At 74.3% G+C, this 17154-nt stretch carries 17 protein-coding genes; 11 read left to right on the top strand and 6 right to left on the bottom strand.

Features of this window, described 5'->3' with window-relative positions:
* Nucleotides 1-35 precede the first annotated feature (35 nt).
* From ACRB68_RS03090 to ACRB68_RS03060, 7 genes are all read left to right on the top strand, one after another.
* Nucleotides 36-1301 carry a DUF5685 family protein gene (locus ACRB68_RS03090; protein WP_153530731.1) on the top strand — a complete coding sequence of 422 codons (1266 nt, stop codon included), beginning with the start codon at nucleotides 36-38 and terminating at the stop codon, nucleotides 1299-1301.
* 46 nt (nucleotides 1302-1347) lie between these two features.
* Complete coding sequence (locus ACRB68_RS03085) at nucleotides 1348-2982, top strand: AMP-binding protein (protein WP_328593685.1); 1635 nt, start codon at nucleotides 1348-1350, stop codon at nucleotides 2980-2982.
* A gap of 102 nt (nucleotides 2983-3084) precedes the next feature.
* Nucleotides 3085-3672, top strand: coding sequence for a copper resistance CopC family protein (locus ACRB68_RS03080; RefSeq protein ID WP_153530730.1), 588 nt, complete (start codon nucleotides 3085-3087; stop codon nucleotides 3670-3672).
* A gap of 2 nt (nucleotides 3673-3674) precedes the next feature.
* The gene (locus tag ACRB68_RS03075; RefSeq protein WP_153530729.1) at nucleotides 3675-5723 is read left to right on the top strand and encodes a bifunctional copper resistance protein CopD/cytochrome c oxidase assembly protein; all 2049 of its coding nucleotides are present in this window, start codon (nucleotides 3675-3677) and stop codon (nucleotides 5721-5723) included.
* A 60-nt stretch (nucleotides 5724-5783) separates the two neighbouring features.
* On the top strand, nucleotides 5784-7013 hold the full coding sequence (locus tag ACRB68_RS41925) for a sensor histidine kinase (RefSeq protein WP_328593683.1): 1230 nt from the start codon (nucleotides 5784-5786) through the stop codon (nucleotides 7011-7013).
* The gene (locus ACRB68_RS03065) at nucleotides 7010-7663 is read left to right on the top strand and encodes a response regulator transcription factor (protein WP_153530728.1); all 654 of its coding nucleotides are present in this window, start codon (nucleotides 7010-7012) and stop codon (nucleotides 7661-7663) included. The genes ACRB68_RS41925 and ACRB68_RS03065 overlap by 4 nt, the downstream gene beginning before the upstream one ends.
* 79 nt (nucleotides 7664-7742) lie before the next feature.
* A complete protein-coding gene (locus ACRB68_RS03060) occupies nucleotides 7743-9428 on the top strand; it encodes a class I adenylate-forming enzyme family protein (RefSeq protein ID WP_153530727.1) in 1686 nt (561 codons plus the stop codon).
* 3 nt (nucleotides 9429-9431) lie between these two features.
* Here ACRB68_RS03060 and ACRB68_RS03055 read toward each other — a convergent pair whose 3' ends face one another.
* On the bottom strand, nucleotides 9432-10508 hold the full coding sequence (locus tag ACRB68_RS03055; protein ID WP_328593682.1) for a S1C family serine protease: 1077 nt from the start codon (nucleotides 10506-10508) through the stop codon (nucleotides 9432-9434).
* A 185-nt stretch (nucleotides 10509-10693) separates the two neighbouring features.
* Here ACRB68_RS03055 and ACRB68_RS03050 point away from each other — a divergent pair, with 185 nt between their 5' ends.
* A complete protein-coding gene (locus ACRB68_RS03050; protein ID WP_153530726.1) occupies nucleotides 10694-11800 on the top strand; it encodes a baeRF3 domain-containing protein in 1107 nt (368 codons plus the stop codon).
* A 61-nt stretch (nucleotides 11801-11861) separates the two neighbouring features.
* Here the strand turns inward: ACRB68_RS03050 and ACRB68_RS03045 are convergent, their stop codons facing one another.
* Nucleotides 11862-12578 (bottom strand): metal-dependent hydrolase, encoded by a 717-nt coding sequence (locus ACRB68_RS03045; RefSeq protein ID WP_194293176.1) that lies wholly within the window; start codon nucleotides 12576-12578, stop codon nucleotides 11862-11864.
* 131 nt (nucleotides 12579-12709) lie between these two features.
* Nucleotides 12710-13063 (bottom strand): winged helix-turn-helix transcriptional regulator, encoded by a 354-nt coding sequence (locus ACRB68_RS03040; protein ID WP_153530725.1) that lies wholly within the window; start codon nucleotides 13061-13063, stop codon nucleotides 12710-12712.
* Between the two features lie 69 nt (nucleotides 13064-13132).
* Between ACRB68_RS03040 and ACRB68_RS03035 the strand changes: the two genes are divergently transcribed.
* Nucleotides 13133-13777, top strand: a complete 645-nt coding sequence (locus tag ACRB68_RS03035) for an NAD(P)-dependent oxidoreductase (protein WP_235958719.1) — start codon at nucleotides 13133-13135, stop codon at nucleotides 13775-13777.
* A 9-nt stretch (nucleotides 13778-13786) separates the two neighbouring features.
* Here ACRB68_RS03035 and ACRB68_RS03030 read toward each other — a convergent pair whose 3' ends face one another.
* A complete protein-coding gene (locus tag ACRB68_RS03030) occupies nucleotides 13787-14431 on the bottom strand; it encodes a ComEA family DNA-binding protein (RefSeq protein ID WP_235958717.1) in 645 nt (214 codons plus the stop codon).
* A gap of 96 nt (nucleotides 14432-14527) precedes the next feature.
* Nucleotides 14528-15379, bottom strand: a complete 852-nt coding sequence (gene map / locus ACRB68_RS03025) for a type I methionyl aminopeptidase (RefSeq protein ID WP_153530723.1) — start codon at nucleotides 15377-15379, stop codon at nucleotides 14528-14530.
* Between the two features lie 65 nt (nucleotides 15380-15444).
* On the opposite strand from map, the gene ACRB68_RS03020 reads away from it, so the two are divergent.
* Nucleotides 15445-15624, top strand: a complete 180-nt coding sequence (locus ACRB68_RS03020; RefSeq protein ID WP_153530722.1) for a hypothetical protein — start codon at nucleotides 15445-15447, stop codon at nucleotides 15622-15624.
* A gap of 3 nt (nucleotides 15625-15627) precedes the next feature.
* Here the strand turns inward: ACRB68_RS03020 and ACRB68_RS03015 are convergent, their stop codons facing one another.
* Nucleotides 15628-16236: a hypothetical protein gene (locus ACRB68_RS03015; RefSeq protein WP_153530721.1), complete on the bottom strand. Its 609-nt coding sequence runs from the start codon at nucleotides 16234-16236 to the stop codon at nucleotides 15628-15630.
* Nucleotides 16237-16301: 65 nt separating this feature from the next.
* On the opposite strand from ACRB68_RS03015, the gene npdG reads away from it, so the two are divergent.
* Nucleotides 16302-16994 carry an NADPH-dependent F420 reductase gene (npdG, locus tag ACRB68_RS03010; protein WP_153530720.1) on the top strand — a complete coding sequence of 231 codons (693 nt, stop codon included), beginning with the start codon at nucleotides 16302-16304 and terminating at the stop codon, nucleotides 16992-16994.
* Nucleotides 16995-17154 lie beyond the last annotated feature (160 nt).

The raw sequence follows: 17154 nt of genomic DNA, 5'->3' as shown, positions 1-17154 counted from the left end.
AATGTCGCGATCGCCTAGGTGGGGGGACTCCACGCATGTTCGGAGTGGTGCGTCCGTGCAAGCACGTCTTGTGCGGTTCGTTGTTCAAAGACTGGATGGCCCACCTGTGCGGCCTCTGCCTGACCCTGCGGGCCGAGCACGGCCAGGCCGCGCGCCTGGTCACCAACTACGACGGCCTGCTGGTGTCGGTGCTGGTGGAGGCGCAGGCCCCGGACCGCTCGCCGCGCCGCACGGCCGGGCCGTGCGCGCTGCGCGGGATGAAGGGCGCCGAGGTCGTCACCGCGCGGGCGCAGGGCGCGCAGCTCGCCGCCGCGACGTCGCTGCTGCTCGCGGCGGGCAAGACCCGTGACCACGTGGCCGACGGCGACGGCCCGTACGCGCGCCGGCTGGTCGCGGCCGCCGCCGGGCGGATGGCCGGGCGCTGGGACGCCGCCGGGGCGCGCACCGGCGCGGCCGTCGGGTTCGACCCCGCCGTGCTGCGCGACGCGGTGGCCCGCCAGCCGGAGCTGGAGCGCGCGGGCGGGCTCGGGCTGCTGGAGCTGACCGAGCCCGCCGAGACGGCCGTCGCCGCCGTCTTCGCGCACACCGCCGTCCTGGCGGGCCGCGAGCACAACGCCGAGACGCTCGCCGAGGCGGGCCGCTTCTTCGGGCGGCTCGCGCACCTGATCGACGCCGTCGAGGACGTCACCGGCGACCTGGCGGCCGGCGCCTACAACCCCCTGATCGCCACCGGCACCACCCCGGCCGAGGCGCGGCGGCACTGCGACGACGCCCTGCACGGCCTGAAGCTCGCCCTCGGCGACCTGGACCTGGCCGACCGGCGCCTGGTCCGCGCCCTGCTGGACCGCGAGGTGCGCCGCTCGGTCGACCGCGTCTTCGCCGCCTACCCTGGCGGCGGCTACGGCCAGCAGCCGTATCCGCCCCACCAGCCGCAGCAGCCCTATCCGCCGCAGCAGTCCTACGGCGGGCAGGACTACCCGCCGCTGCAGGGCGGTGGCGGCGGTGGATGGATCCCGCCGAACATGGGTCACGGCGGTGGTGGTGGGGGCGGGGGCCACTTCGGCAGGCCGCGCCGTCCCGGTTTCCCCGTGCCCTGCTTCACCGGAGCGCTCGTCTGCGTCACCTGCGGCGTCTTCCAGCCAGAGTGGAGCGAGCACCACGGCAAGTCCTGCGACGACCGCTGCTGGTGCACGCGCCACTGCGACGACTGCGGTGACTGCGGGAGCTGCGACTGCGGCTGCGGGGACTGCTGCAGCTGCGACTGCTGTGACTGCTGCGGGTGCTGCGACTGCGGCGCCTGACCACCGGGCTATTGACCAAGCGCCTGCTTGGTGACAGTCTCGCGGCGTGGCGAACGCGACCTTCGCGCGACTGGTACTGGAGCGGGCCGGCGACGATCACCCCGGCCTGCTGTTCGAGGACGAGACCCGCACCTGGGCGCAGGTCGTGCACGCGGCCCGCGCCCGGGCGGCGCTGCTGGCCGGCGTCCCGGGGCCGCCCGGGCGGCCCCGGCACGTCGGGGTGCTGCTGGAGAACGTCCCCGAGTACGTGTTCTGGATCCTCGGCGCCGCGCTCGCCGGGGCGACCGTCGTCGGGATCAACCCGACCCGGCGCGGCGCGGAGCTGGCCGCCGACGTCCGGCACACCGACTGCGACCTGATCGTCACCGACACCGCGCACGCCGGCCTGCTGGAGACGGACCTGCCGGCCCTGCTGGTCGACTCGGCCGGCTACCGGGCCGCCCTGCCCGCGGACCCGCCCGGACCGGACGTGTCCGCGATCGCGCCGGGCGACCGCCTCCTGCTGCTGTTCACCTCGGGCTCGACCGGCACCCCGAAGGCCGTGGTGTGCAGCCAGGGCAGGCTGGCCGCGATCGCCGGCCGCGCGGACCTCATGGGCATCGGCCGCGACTCGGTCGCCTACTGCGCGATGCCGCTGTTCCACGGCAACGCGATCATGGCGAACCTGGCGATGGCGGTGCGCACCGGCGCCACCGTCGCGCTCCGCCGCCGCTTCTCCGCCTCGGGGTTCCTGCCCGACGTCCGCCGGTACAGGGCGACCTACTTCAACTACGTCGGCCGCGCCCTGGCCTACATCCTCGCCACCCCGGAGGGCCCCGACGACGCCGGGAACACGCTGCGGGCGGCGTTCGGCACCGAGGCGTCCGCGCAGGACCTGGCCCGGTTCGGCGCCCGCTTCGGCTGCCGGATCATCGAGGGGTACGGGTCCAGCGAGGGCGCCATCGCCCTGCGCAAGACGCCGGACACCCCGCCGGACGCGCTCGGCCTGCCCGCGCACGGCACCGAGGTCGCGGTGCTGGACCCGGCGACCGGCGCCGAGTGCGCGCGGGCCCGCTTCGACGGCGGCGGCCGGCTGGCCAACCCCGGCGAGGCCATCGGCGAGCTGGTCGGCCTGAACGTCGCCGCCGCGTTCGAGGGCTACTACAACGACCCGGAGGCGACCGCCGAGCGCGTCCGGGACGGCCGCTACTGGAGCGGCGACCTCGGCTACCGCGACGAGGCGGGCTTCTTCTACTTCGCCGGGCGCGGCGCCGACCGGCTCCGGGTGGACAGCGAGAACTTCGCCGCCGCGCCCGTCGAGCGCATCCTCGCGCGCTGGCCCGAGGCGGTGATGTGCGCCGTCTACCCGGTGCCCGACCCGCGGACCGGCGACCAGGTCATGGCCGCCCTGGAGCTGCGCGGCGGCTTCGACCCCGCCGCGTTCGCCGCCTTCCTGGCCGCCCAGCCCGACCTCGGCACCAAGTGGGCGCCGCGCTTCGTGCGGATCGTGGCGGCCATGCCGCTCACCGCGACCGGCAAGGTCGACAAGAAGCCGCTGCGCCGCGCCGGCTGGACGACCGGGGACCCGGTCTGGTGGCGGCCCGGCCGTGACCTGGCCTATGAGCCGCTCGGCGAGGACGCGGCCGGGTGGCTCGTAGGCGAGTTCGCCGAGCACCGCAGGACCCACCTGCCGGTTTGGTGAGCCCGTGGTGCGAGCCCGTGGTTGCGAGCCCGTGCCGGGGTGGTGCGGGGCGTCAGTAGGCTGGACGGGCCTGTCCACCCCACCTGGAGAACCCGGCCTCCCATGATGATCCGAACGATCCGGCGGCCGCTGCGCCGCCTCGGCCTTGTCGCGGCGCTCGCGCTCGCCCTCGGCACGCTGCTCGCCACGCCCGCGCTGGCGCACACCCGCCTGGTCTCCAGCACGCCGGGCAAGGACGCGACGGCCGCCGCGGTGACCGAGGTGAGGCTGGAGTTCAGTGACACGATCAGCGTCGCCAAGGTGATCGTGAAGAACGGCGAGGGCCGGACGTTCCAGGCGGGGGAGGCCGTCCGCGACGGCAAGACCGTCACCCAGAAGGTGGACGGGCCGCTGCCCGCCGGGGACTACACCGTCGCCTACGCGGTGGTCGGCGAGGACGGGCACCGCATCGAGAAGGCCGACCTGGCGTTCACCGCGACCGGGTCCGTCGCCTCCGCGTCGCCGTCGCAGGCCGCCACGTCCGCCGCGCCCGCCACGTCCGCCGCGCCGGAGAACGGGCAGAAGGCCGCGAAGAAGTCCGGCTCGGGCGGCGTCACCTGGGCGATGATCGTGATCGGGGGGCTGCTCGGCATCGGCATCGGCGTCGCCATCGTGTTCCGCGCCAAGCGCAAGCACCCCGCCGGGAAGTGACCATGACCAAGGGCAGCACCGAGACCCCGGCCAAGGGCGCTCTCGCCGTCGCGCGGACCGCGGTGGTCGCGATCGCCGCCGCGATCGCCGTCATGGTGGCCGGCCTGGTGCTCGGCGGCGCCGTCGCCGAGAAGGTCATCCCCGGCCTCGGCGACGCGGGCGCGCTCACCCGCTGGGGCCTGCCGGTCGCCCGGGTGCTGATGGACCTGAGCGGCGCGGTCACCGTCGGCGCGCTGCTCGCCGCCGTCGCGCTGCTGCCGCTCAGCGGCGGCAAGGGCGCGGTCCGGCTCGGCGACGACGCGCTCGGCTACCTGCGCGCCGCGTCCTGGTCCGCCGCCGGGTGGGGCGCCGCCGCGGCCGCCACGCTGGTGTTCACCGTCGCCGACGTGCTCGGCCAGCCGGTCGGCGAGGTGCTGACCGGCAGCGAGCTGAGCAGCTACGTCGGGCAGCTCCCGCAGGGCACCGCGCTGATGCTGGTGGTCCTGCTGACCGTCGTCGTCGCGCTGCTCGCGCGCACCACGACGACGCCCGCCGCGGCCGCCGGGCTGCTCGCGCTCGCCGTGATCGCGCTGCTGCCGCCGCCGCTCACCGGCCACTCGGCCTCGGCCGCCAACCACTCGGTCGCGGTCACCGGCGTCGCGCTGCACGTCGCCGCCGTCGCGCCGTGGGTCGGCGGCCTGGCCGTCGTGACGGCGCACGCGCTGCTCGGCCGCGACCGCCTCGCCGTCATGGCGGACCGGTTCAGCCGGATGGCGCTGTGGTGCTACGTCCTGGTCGGCGTCAGCGGCCTGGTGAACGTCATCGCGCGGCTGCCCGACCCCGCCGAGCTGCTGTCCACCGACTACGGCCGGATCGCCCTCGGCAAGATCGTGGCGTTCGCGGTGCTCGGCTGGTTCGGCTGGTGGCACCGCACCCGCTCGCTGCCCGCCGTCGCGGACGGCAGGCGGGGGGCGTTCGCCCGGCTCGCCGGGGTGGAGGCGGCGGTGATGGCCGCCACCATGGGCCTGGCCGTCGCGCTCGCGCGCACCGCGCCGCCCGCCCCCACCACCGAGGAGAGCCCGGTCAAGGCCCTCATCGGCTACGACATGCCGCCGGCGATCACGCCGGGCCGGCTGGCCACCCTCTGGCAGTTCGACTTCTTCTTCGCCGCGCTCGCGGTGGTGCTCGGCGGCGTCTACCTGGCCGGCGTGCTGCGGCTGCGGCGGCGCGGCGACTCCTGGCCGTGGCTGCGCACCGCCTGCTGGTTCCTCGGCCTGCTCAGCATCGTCGTCGTCACCCAGACCGGCGTCGCCCGGTACGCGCCGGTGCTGTTCAGCGTGCACATGGTGCAGCACATGGTGCTGAACATGCTCACCCCGATCTTCCTGGTGATGGGCGCCCCGGTGACGCTGGCGCTGCGGGCGCTGAAGCCCGCCGCGGTCCGCGGCGACCGGGGGCCGCGCGAGTGGCTGACGGCCGCGCTGCACAGCCGCTACACGGCCGTCATCGCGCACCCGGCGGTCGCCACGATCATCTTCGTGGCGAGCACGTTCGCGCTGTACTTCACCCCGCTGTTCGAGAGCGCGATGCGCAACCACCTCGGGCACATCGCGATGATGGTGCACTTCCTGGCGGCGGGCTCGCTGTTCTTCTGGGTGCTGATCGGCGTCGACCCGGCGCCGCGGAAGCTGCCCTACCCCGGGCGCATCCTGCTGCTGTTCGTCACCATGCCGTTCCACGCGTTCTTCGGCATCGCGCTGATGAACCTGGGCGAGCCGCTCGCGCGCGGCTGGTACACCGCGGTGCACCCCGAGTGGGCCACCTCGATCCTGAAGGACCAGCACACCGGCGGCGCCATCGCCTGGGGCTTCGGGGAGATCCCGACCTTCATCGTGCTGATCGTCCTGGCGTTCCAGTGGTTCTCCGACGACCAGCGCCAGGCGCGCCGGGAGGACCGCCGGGCCGACCGCGCCGAGGCCAGGGGCGAGGCGGGCGCCGCCGACGACGAGCTCGGCGCCTACAACGCCCGCCTCGCCAAGCTCGCCGAACAGGACCGCACCCGCAAGGGCTGACCTGGGGATATCCCCCGCGCGGGGGAGTGGCCGGCGGGTGCGCTCTGCGAGGATCGGGGCGTGTCCCGACTGCTCCGCCTCCTGTTGGCCAAGACCACCTGGCGGCGCTGGTCCTACCTGGTGGTGGGCGGCGCGCTGCTCATGCCCTACTGGTTCCTCGGCATGAGCTTCGTGCCGCCGCTGCCGCTCGGCGGGCCGGTGCTGAAGGGCGTGCTGATCCTGCTGGTGCTGCCGGGCATCGCCACGTTCGTCACCGGGCTCGTCCCGGCGGTGCGGCTGCTGGAGGGCGCCGCGGCCAAGGAGCTGATCGGCGGCGGCCTGGCCGCGCTGCCGGTCGGCGCGGCCCGCTCCTGGGAGAGCCGCGCCCGCGCGGGCGCCTGGTTCGCGCTGCACCTGCACGCCGGCGTGGTGATCAGCGCGCTCAGCCTGGCCGTGCCGCCGTTCGCGGTCGTCACCGCGCTGTCGCCGGTGGTGGACTGGGGCCGGGGCGTGCTGTGGCTGGACGCGCGCCGCTGGGGCCCCTGGGAGTGGCTGGCGGTGCCGGTCGGGGTGGGCTCGCTCGCCGCGACCCTCGCCGTCATCGCCGGGACGGGCACGCTGCTGGCCTGGCTCGCGCCGCGCTTCCTCGGCCCGACCGCCGCCGAGCGGCTGGCCGACCTGGAGGCGCGGGCGGTCCGGCTCGCCGAGCGCAACCGGCTGGCCCGCGAGCTGCACGACTCGGTCGGGCACGCGCTCAGCGTCGTCACGCTCCAGGCGGGCGCGGCGGGCCGGGTGCTGGACAGCGACCCGGCGTTCGCCCGCGAGGCCCTGTCGGCGATCGAGGAGTCGGCCCGCGCGGCGCTGGAGGACCTGGACCACGTGCTCGGGCTGCTGCGCGAGGACGCCTCCCGCACCGCCCCGCAGCCGACCCTGGCCGACCTGGACCGGCTGCTGGAGCAGACCCGCATCGCCGGGGTGGCGCTGGACGCCGCGGTGGACCCCGGCGTCGCGCACGTGCCCGCCGCGGTGTCGCGGGAGGCCTACCGGATCGTCCAGGAGAGCCTCACCAACGCGCTGAAGCACGCCGGGAAGGTCCCGGTGCGGCTGCGGATCGCGGTGGCGGGCGAGCGGCTGGAGATCGAGGTGAGCAACCCCCTGGCGGGCGCGCGGACCGGGCCGCGCCCCGGCGGCGGCCGGGGCCTCGGCGGCATCCGGGAACGGGTCACGGTGCTGCGCGGCGAGCTCGCCGCGGGCCCGGACGGCGACGACTGGCGCGTCGGGGTGACCCTGCCAGTAGGGTCCGGTTCATGACGATCAAGGTGCTGCTGGTGGACGACGAGCGGCTGATCCGGGCCGGGCTCGCGGCGATCATCAACGCCGAGGAGGGGATGGCGGTCGCCGGCGAGGCGGCCGACGGCTCGGAGGTCCCCGGCCAGGTGTCGCGGCTGCGGCCGGACGTGGTGCTGATGGACGTGCGGATGCCGCAGCTGGACGGCATCCAGGCGACCCGGCGCCTGCTGGAGACGATGGCCGAGCCGCCCCGGATCATCGTCGTCACCACCTTCGAGAACGACGAGTACGTCTACGACGCGCTGAAGGCGGGCGCCAGCGGGTTCCTGCTGAAGCGCGCCCGGCCCGAGGAGATCGTGCAGGCGATCCGGCTGGTCGCCGGCGGCGACAGCCTGCTGTTCCCGGCGGCGATCCGGGCGCTGGCCGCCGAGCACGGCGACGCCGGCCGCCCGGCCGGGGCGCGCTGGCACGAGCGGCTCACCGAGCGCGAGGCCGACGTGCTGCGGCTGATGGCCAAGGGGCAGTCCAACGCCGAGATCGCCGCCGCGCTGTTCGTCAGCCCGCAGACGGTCAAGACGCACGTCGGCAACGTGCTCGGCAAGCTGCAGGCGCGCGACCGCACGCAGGCGGTCATCTTCGCCTACGAGACGGGGTTCATCACCCCCGGCTGACATAAGCGGGTACTTGCGCCCGGAGTTCCGAACGCGATTCTATGTGGGTTACCTGCACGGATCCTCCGGAAGGACGACGATGGGCGCGACGTCTCCGCAGCTGACCCTCGACTACCCCGACGTGCCGGTGGGCGCGATCCTGACCGGGGCGGCGCACCGGTGGGGCGACCGGACCGCGCTGCACTACATGGGCCGCGACATCTCCTACACCGAGCTCGCCGCCGAGGCCGCCCGGTTCGCAGGCGGGCTCCTCGCGCGCGGCATCGGCCGCGGCGACGTGGTCGCGCTGCACCTGCCGAACGTCCCCGAGTTCGCGATCGCCTACTACGGGACGCTGCTGGCGGGCGCCACGTTCTCGCCGTGCAACCCGCTGCTGCCGCCCGACGACCTGGCCTTCCAGCTGGCCGACTGCGGCGCCGTCGCGGTGGTGACGCTGGACCTGGTCGCGGCGTCGGTGGCGGCGGCGCTGGACCGCACCAAGGTGCGCACCGTCGTGCTGGCGGGGGCGCTCGGCCCGGCCGACCCCGCGCAGGTCTGCGACGGCGCGTTCGCGGCCTGCGGCGTGGCGTTCGGTGAGATCGGCGCGGGGCAGCCCGCCGAGCCGCCCGCGGTGGAGATCGACACGCGGCGCGACCTGGCGCACATCGCCTACACCGGCGGCACCACCGGCCGGTCCAAGGGCGTGATGCTGCCGCACCGCAACGTCGTGGTGAACGTGCTGCAGTTCGCCTGCGCGGGGGCGGGGGCCGTCCCGGCGGCGGACGAGCACGGCCTGCGCGTCGAGACGGCCCCGGACGACCCCGACTACCCGGTGCCGCTCGGCGAGGGCGTGCTGGTCAACGTCGCGCCCTGGTTCCACGCGATGGGCACCGTCGGCTACCTCAGCAACCTGCTGATCGCCGGCACCAAGGTCATCGTGCATCCGCGGCTGGACGTGCCCGCGTTCCTGGACGACATGGAGCGGTTCGGCGCGACCGCGCTCGGCGGCGCGCCCGCCCTGTTCTCGGCGCTGCTGGCCGACCCCTCGTTCGCCGGGCGCGACCTGTCGTCGGTGCAGGCCGTCCGCTCGGGCGCCGCGCCGCTGTCGCACGAGATGATCGCGCGGCTGAGGGAGGCGTTCCCGGCCGCGGTGGTCGTGGAGGCCTACGGGCTCACCGAGGTCACCATGGGCGCCACCGCGAACCCGGCCGCGCTGTCGGGCGTCCGCAAGATCGGCACGGTCGGCCCGCCGGTCGCCGACACGCGGGTCAAGGTCGTGGCGGTGGACGAGCCGGCGGTGACCGACGCCACCCCCGGCCTGCCCGCAGGCCAGGAGGGCGAGGTCTGCATCAAGGGCCCGCAGGTGATGACCGGCTACCTGAACCGGCCCGAGGAGACCGCCGCGGTGCTGGGCGCGGACGGGTGGCTGCGCACCGGCGACATCGGCGCGCTGGACGAGGACGGCTACCTGGCCATCGTCGACCGCAAGAAGGACATGCTGCTCTACAAGGGCTACAACGTGTACCCGCGCGAGCTGGAGGAGAAGCTGTTCGCCCACCCCGCCGTCGCGAACGCCGCCGTGGTCGGCCGCCCCGACGCGACCGCCGGGGAGCTGCCGACCGCGTTCGTGGTGCGGTCGGGCGAGGTGGGCGAGGACGAGCTGATCGAGTACGTCAACGCGCAGGTCGTGCACTACAAGCGGCTGCGCGAGGTCCGTTTCGTCGACGAGATCCCGGTCTCGGCGGCCGGCAAGATCCTCAAGCGGGAGCTGCGCGACCGCCTCTGACCGCTAACCGCCGGGCAGTTCGCCGAGGGTGACGGTCACGGTGCGCCGCCCGCCGTCCGACTGCAGGTCGACCTTGGCCTGGTCGCCCGGCTTCAGCGTGGCGAGCACCTCGGCGAGCGCGGTCTGGTTCGGCGTCGGCGTCCCGTTCACCGCCATGATCAGGTCGCCGGGCCTGACCCCGGCCTTGGCGGCGCCGCCGCCGGCCGCCACGTCGACGACCACGACCGCGCTCTGCCGCCCGCTCTGCGGGTCGACCAGCGTGCGGACGGTGACGCCGAGCGCGGCCCGCCCGGTGTTGCCGACCTTGCCGCTCCGGATCAGCTGCGGCGCGATCGCCTTCACCGTGTTGCTCGGCGTGGCGAAGCCGATCCCGACCGCGGCGCCGCCCATCTGCGGGTCCGAGGCGGCGGCGGTCGGGATGCCGATGACCTCGCCGCTCAGCGTCACCAGCGCGCCGCCGCTGTTGCCGGGGTTGATCGCGGCGCTGGTCTGGATGGCGTTGCCGATGGTGGCGCCGGGGAAGGCGCCCTCGCGCTTGGTGGACACCGTGCGGTTCAGCGCCGAGACGATGCCGTTGGTGACGCTGCCGGCCAGGCCGAGCGGGTTGCCCATGGCGAGCACGATCTGCCCGACCCGGGCCTGGCCCGAGTCGCCGAACCGGGCCGGCCGCAGACCGCCGCCCTGCACCTTGACCACGGCGAGGTCGTCGGCCGCGAACGCGCCGACCAAGGACGCCTTCAGCGGCGACCCGCCGCTGGCCGCGGTCACCTCGATCCGCCGGGCGCCCGCCACCACGTGCGCGTTGGTGACGATGTCGCCCTTGTCGTCGTAGACCACGCCCGACCCCTCGCCCTGGTCGGTGGCGATCCGCACCACCGAGGGCAGCACGTCGTTGACGATCTTCTCGTACTGCTGTTCGAGCTGCCCGGCGGGCTGCCCGCCGGCCGGGGGCGCCGCCGGCGCGGGGGAGGCCGCCTTGCCGTCCCCGCCGCAGCCGGCGAGCAGCAGCGCGCCCGCGAGGGCGAGGGCGCCCGGCCAGGTGCCGCCCCGGCTCCCGATGTCCCTGGTCCCGATCTTCACGAAGGCCCACCTCCACCGGGTTCCTGCCCGCCCGGCGCGGTTCGTGACCGCCGCTCCGCGATCTTGAATCCGGCCGGGGCCGCCCTTTAACCCGACCCCGATCCTCAATCCCGGCTTACACCTCGTTTACCTGCGGTTCGTTAGAAATGAGGCACAGAGGAACAGCCCATCCGATCGGGGGATCAATGGACGCAGCCACTCTGTCCGAACTGCGCAAGCCGCGGGCCTACCCCGCGGTCTCGGTGCTCATGCCGACGTCCCGCCGCCCGCCCGAGAACCAGCAGGATCCGATCCGGCTGCGCAACCTGCTGACGGAGGTGCGCCGCCGGCTCCACGAGGACACCAGGGTCACCGACGACATCGCCGAGCGGATGTACCGCACCCTGGAGGAGGCCAGCCAGCAGCTCGACCTGCGCCGCGAGGCCGAGGACGGCCTGGTGCTGTTCGCCGGCCCCGACGGGGAGCACCACGTCTTCACCATCGACCAGAGCGTCGACGAGCGGGTGATCGTCGACACCAGTTTCGCCACCCGCGACCTCGTCGCCGCCTACACCCGCTCGCGCAGCTCCAAGTACTGGCTGCTGGTGCTGACCGAGCAGTGCACCCGGCTGATGGACGTGCAGGGGGAGGAGATCACCGAGCACGCCGGCGCGGGCTTCCCGGTGCGGCCCCTGCGGCTGGACGAGAAGTTCGGCAACCGGTCCGCGCCCGGCGGCTCGCCGAACAAGGACGAGCCGCAGCGCCAGCTGGTCCGCAAGGCCGTCAGCGCGCTGGACAAGGTGCTCGCCCACGACCGCCGGCCGGTCATCGTGGCCGCGGTCACCCGCCACCAGGCGCTCTTCGACGAGTACGCCGCGCCGCAGACGACCGTGGCCGGCCGCATCGACGGCAGCTACGACGAGGCGCCGCCCGCGGTGCTCGCCGACCTGGCCCGGCCGGTGCGCGCCGCCTACGAGGACCTGCGCGAGGTCGCCGTCCTCACCGAGCTGGAGGCCGCCCGCGGCCTGGACCGCTACGCGGCCGGCCTGCCCGACGTCATGCGGATGGTGGAGGAGGGCCGCGGCGAGCACCTGGTCGTCGAGCGCGGCTACTACGCCTCCGCGGTGAAGACGGACGGCGGGGAGTTCGTCCCGGTCGACGGGAGGCCCGGCGCGCTGCGCGGCGCCGACGTGGTGGACGACGCGGTGGACAACGTCATCGAGTCCGCGCTGGAGTACGGCGGCGAGGTCACCTTCGTCTCCGACGGCTTCCTGGTCGACCACGGCCGGATCGCCCTGGTACTGCGCTTCTGAGCGCCGCATGCGCGAGGCCCCGGGTCCACGCCCCCCGGGGCCTCGTCCCGTTCCGGGCGGTTCAGCCCTTGGTCAGCCAGCGGGCGCCGACGTCGCCGAGCACCGAGCGGACCGCCAGGATCGCCACGCCGAGGCTGAGCAGCGGCGCGACCACCCAGCGCTCGACCTTGCCGTCGGTGCGCGGGATGACCGGCACCTCCATCCGCCAGGGGATCGGCCAGAGCACCGGGCAGCCGCGCGGGGTGAGGCAGTCGCCGATCACGTGCGCGACGCAGCCGAGGAAGACCGCGAAGCCCACGAAGGTCATGTCCAGGTCGTGCATCAGGTAGACCGCGATGGCCGCCAGCACGCAGTCGGCGATCGCCGACTGGGGCTCCTTGCCCTCGAAGTCCAGGCCGACGCCGCGCAGGCCGAACCCGACGATGACGAACAGCGCCGCCCACCAGCCGTAGACGTAGTTCGTGGCGAGCCAGTCCATCGCCCAGCCCATCCCGGCGGCGAACAGCAGCGAGTGCGTCGCGTGCCGGTGCCCGCCGGAGATCTTCCCGACGTACTTGCAGAAGACGTTGGTGATGGGGCCGAAGGTGTTGGCGATGCGGCCGTTGTGGTGGTCCACGTCCGGCAGCAGCGCGGCGCCCGCGCACACCACGGCCCCGGCCAGCAGCTGCTTGGCGTCCAGGTGCAGGGCGTGCTCGCCGAGCAGCCGGTCCTGGCTGAGCAGCGGCATCGCGCCGAGCCAGAGCAGCGCCCCGCTGAGCGCGTGCGTCTTCCCCATCATCGCGCCGGTTCCCCCGCAATCGTCCGGTGTCCCGACCCGCAGGTTAGCCCGCTAAAGATCGTTATCGCGGGCGGCACGCCGTAGGGGCGGTTCGTCCGGTTGGACGGGGCGGTGCGCGGCGCGGTTCCGGGTCAGCCGGCGTGCGCGGCGCGCGCCGCCAGGACCGCGTGCACGTTCCGCTCGGCCCACTCGGTGACGGACCGGATCGGCGCGTGCAGCGACTGCCCGAGCGGGGTCAGCGTGTACTCCACCCGGGGCGGGACCTCGGCGAACACCTCGCGGGTGAGCAGGCCGTCGTGTTCCATCGCCCGCAGGGTCTGGGTAAGGACCTTGGGGGTGACGCCGCCGATCGCGTCGCGCAGCTCGGTGAAGCGCCGGGGGCCCTCGCGCAGGGAGAGCACCACCAGGACCGACCACTTGTCGCCGATGCGGTCGAGGATCAGCCGGGTGGGGCAGTTCGGATCGAAAGCGTCGCCGTTCTCCATAGTTTCCAGAAGATATCAAGGGCACATTGAAGTAACCAGTATCCGATGGATACCGTCAAGCCCGTCACCATGAGCACGGAGGTCCAGACCATGAAGATCCTGCTGATCGGCGCCACCGGGATGATCGGCTCCCGCGTCGCCGCCGAGGCCCGCGCCCGCGGCATCGAGGTCACCGGCACCACCCGCGGCGGCGCCGCGGGGACCGAGCGGCTGGACGCCGCGGACGCCGCCGGCGTCGCCGCGCTGGCCGCGGGCAAGGACGCCGTCGTCCTCGCCGTCTCGCCGCCGCGCGACGGCTCGCCCACCGTCGCGCCGCTGCTCGCCGCCGGCGAGGGCGTCATCGCGGGCGCGCGCGAGGCCGGCGTCCGCCGCGTCGTCGTGGTCGGCGGCGCGGGCAGCCTGGAGGCCGCGCCCGGCGTCCGCCTGGTCGACACCCCGGACTTCCCCGAGATGTACAAGCAGGAGGCGCTCGCCCAGGGCGAGCTGCTCGGCCTGTTCCGGGAGAAGGCCGGCGACCTGGACTGGACCTACATCTCCCCGGCCGCGGCGATCGAGCCGGGCGAGCGCACCGGGCACTACCGGGTGGGCGGCGACCAGGTGCTCGCCGACGACAAGGGGACCAGCTTCATCACCGCCGAGGACTACGCCGTCGCGCTGGTGGACGAGCTGGAGAAGGGCCAGGCGGTGGGGCGCCGCATCACCGTCGCCTACTAGCGGGGGACGTCAGCGGATGAACACCGCGTAGTCCGCGACGTCCCCGGTGATCGCGGGAGGGAGCCCGGCGAGCGCCGACAGCTCCTCGGCGGACATGAACCCGCCGGCCTCCTCCCGCACCCGCTCGATCCGCCCGGCCAGCTCCCGGGTGACGCCCGGCAGCAGCGTCAGCACCTCGGCCGGGGCGTGGTTGACGTCGATCAGCCCGCCGTCCTTGTACTGGCGCGGCAGGTCCGGGCGGCCGATCCGCAGCTCCCGGGCGAGGCCGGGGTCGCTCGCGGCGAGGGCCCGCGCCTTCTGTCGCAGCAGCCGCTGCTGGCGGACGCGCTCCACCACCGCGTCGTTGCCGATGCCGGCCAGGCCGTCGGGGTCGAACACCCGGCGCCGGATCAGGAACGCGTGCCCGCAGCCCACCACCGCCAGCGCGAACATCAGCGCCCCGGCGGCGCTCTGCGACCCGTCGTCGCCGGAGGCGTCCGGCAGCATCGTCATCAGCAGCGCGAACACCGCGATGTAGGCGGCCGAGGACACCAGCAGGTGCACCGAGCGCCGCCACAGCGCCGCCGCCCCGAAGACGAACGGGGTGGCGAAGCCGAGGCTGAGGAACGGCAGCGCCGCCCAGGTCACGCTGAGCGCCGCGCGGCCTGGCGGCATGCTGTCGGAGGGGACACGAGGCTCGTACGGCGCCGGCACGTTCATCGGAGGCGACTCCCGCGGGGTGTGCTCTGTGACGAGGCGTTCCCGGAACGCTCAGGGCAGTGTCAGGATCTCATGGCCGTCATCGGTCACCAGGAGCGTGTGCTCGAACTGCGCGGTGCGCCTGCGGTCCTTGGTGACCACGGTCCAGCCGTCGTCCCACATGTCGTAGTCGAAGGACCCGAGCGTCAGCATCGGCTCGATGGTGAACGTCATGCCCGGCTGCATGACCGTCGTCGCGGACGGGTCGTCGTAGTGCGGAACGACCAGGCCGGAGTGGAACGTGGTGCCGATCCCGTGGCCGGTGAAGTCGCGCACCACCCCGTAGCCGAACCGCTTGGCGTAGGACTCGATCACCCGGCCGATCACGTTCAGCGCGCGCCCGGGGCGGACGGCGCGGATGCCGCGCATCATCGCCTCCTGGGTGCGCTCGACCAGCAGCCGCGACTCCTCGTCGACGTCGCCGCACAGGAATGTGGCGTCGGTGTCACCGTGCACGCCGTCGACGAACGCGGTGATGTCGATGTTGATGATGTCGCCGTCGCGCAGCACCGTGGTGTCGGGGATGCCGTGGCAGATCACCTCGTTGACCGAGGTGCACAGCGACTTGGGGTACCCGCGGTAGCCGAGGGTGGAGGGGTAGGCGTTGTGCGCGAGCAGGAACTCGTGCCCGATGACGTCCAGCTCGTCGGTGGTGATCCCGGGCCGGACGTGCCTGCCGACCTCCTGCAGCGCCTGCGCGGCGATCTTGCCGGCCACCCGCATCCTCTCGATGATCTCGGGGGACTTGACGTCCGGCTCGCCGGTCTTCGGCCGCTTCTTGCCCACGTACTCCGGGCGCGGGATGTGCGCCGGAACCTTGCGCATGGGCGATACCTGTCCTGGCCGGAGAAGCTCGGTCGTCATGGTGTGGAGTGTAGTCAGCCGGATCGGGGCACGATCCGGGGCGGCGACAAGATCGGAGAAATGTGATGAGCGAGAACGACGGCGACTGGTGGTTCTGCCTGACCCACATGAAGGTCGAGCACGGCCCCGGGTGCCCCGACAAGGACCGAATGGGCCCCTACCCCTCGGAGTCGGCGGCGGCGGGCGCGCTGGAGCTGGCCCGGCAGCGCAACGAGGCGTGGCGCAAGCAGGACGACGACGACTGACCGCTAGTCGAGGGTGGGGCCGCTGACGGCGTCCAGCAGCCTGGCCAGCCGGTCGCGCAGCCCGGGCCGGCGCCGCGCGGCCGGCACCACGGGCCGCTGCCCCGCCGCCGCGCTGACCAGGTGCTGGGCGCCGTCGAAGGACACCAGCGCGTCGTCCGGCGGCACCGTGAGCGTCTCGTGCGCGAGGCCGCGCAGCTCGCGGTCGCCGCCGTCCAGCGACAGGATCACCGCGCCGGTGCGGCGGGCGTCGTCGACCCGCTCCAGCAGCGGGACGGGCGCCTCCCGCTCGGCGACCACGAACAGCGTCTCGCCGCGCCGCGCCGCCTCCAGCCGCTCCAGGCCGACGGCCAGGTGCGGCGGGGCGCCGGGCGGGGGCGACCAGCGCACCAGGGTGGGCGCGAGGCCGGGCAGCCGGGCGAGCCGGCTCTCGTCGTCCAGGTGGGCGGCCAGGTGCCAGGGCTCCTCGGCGGGCGTGCCGACCAGCATCAGCCCGCCCGGGGTGCGCGTCGACATCCGCAGCGCCCGCCCGAACTCCTCGGTGCGCTCCAGCCAGCCGGTGGCCGACAGCACCTCGCGCAGCATCGTGACCTGTTCGGCGTCCACGGCTCTCATGGTGCCGTACCGGCCGCCCGGGGCAGGTGGTTTCGCCCCGATGACCACCTGGCAGACTCGGCGCTATGACTGAGCAGCAGAAGAGCCCGCACGACCTGCCCGATGTGAGCGGTCTGACCATCGGCATCCTCGGCGGCACCGGCGACCAGGGCAAGGGCCTGGCGCGCCGGTTCGCGCTGGCCGGCCACCAGGTGGTCATCGGCTCCCGCAAGGCCGAGCGGGCGCAGGAGGCCGCCGACGACCTCGGCGCGGACCTGCCGGTGCGCGGCGCGGCCAACGCCGAGGCCGCCGGGCAGGCCGACGTGGTGATCGTCGCGGTGCCGTGGGAGGGGCACAGGGCGACGCTGGAGTCGGTGCGCGCCGAGCTGGCCGGGAAGATCGTGGTGGACTGCGTGAACCCGCTCGGCTTCGAGAAGGGCAAGGGCGCGTACGCGCTGCCGGTGGAGGAGGGCAGCGCCGCCGAGCAGGCCGCCGCCGTGCTCCCCGACAGCCGGGTGGTCGCGGCGTTCCACCACGTGTCGGCCAAGCTGCTCCTGGACCCCGGGGTCGGCGAGATGGAGCTGGACGTGCTGGTGCTCGGCAACGACCGCGAGGCCACCGACACCGTGCAGGCGCTCGCCGCCCGCATCCCCGGCATGCGCGGCGTCTGGGGCGGCCGGCTGCACAACGCCCACCAGATCGAGGCGTTCACCGCCAACCTGATCTCCATCAACCGGCGCTACAAGGCGCACGCGGGCCTGCGCATCACCGACGTCTGATCCCGGCCTCCGGAGCGGGCCGCCCCCCGCCCGCTCCGCCCGGCACGGCGGTACCGGTTAAGGCGATACTGACGGGAGCGGTAGTCGACTTCCGCGCGTCCAAGTGCTGACGTGGGGGAGTAGGTGGGCGGACCCGGGCGCCGATCCCGGCCTGCGGAGG

It is taken from the genome of Actinomadura macrotermitis (genome assembly GCF_009604375.1).
GTDB classification, from domain to species: Bacteria; Actinomycetota; Actinomycetes; order Streptosporangiales; family Streptosporangiaceae; genus Spirillospora; species Spirillospora macrotermitis.
The sequence above is the reverse complement of the archived record's forward strand: the minus strand, read 5'-3'. Positions and strand labels throughout refer to the sequence as shown.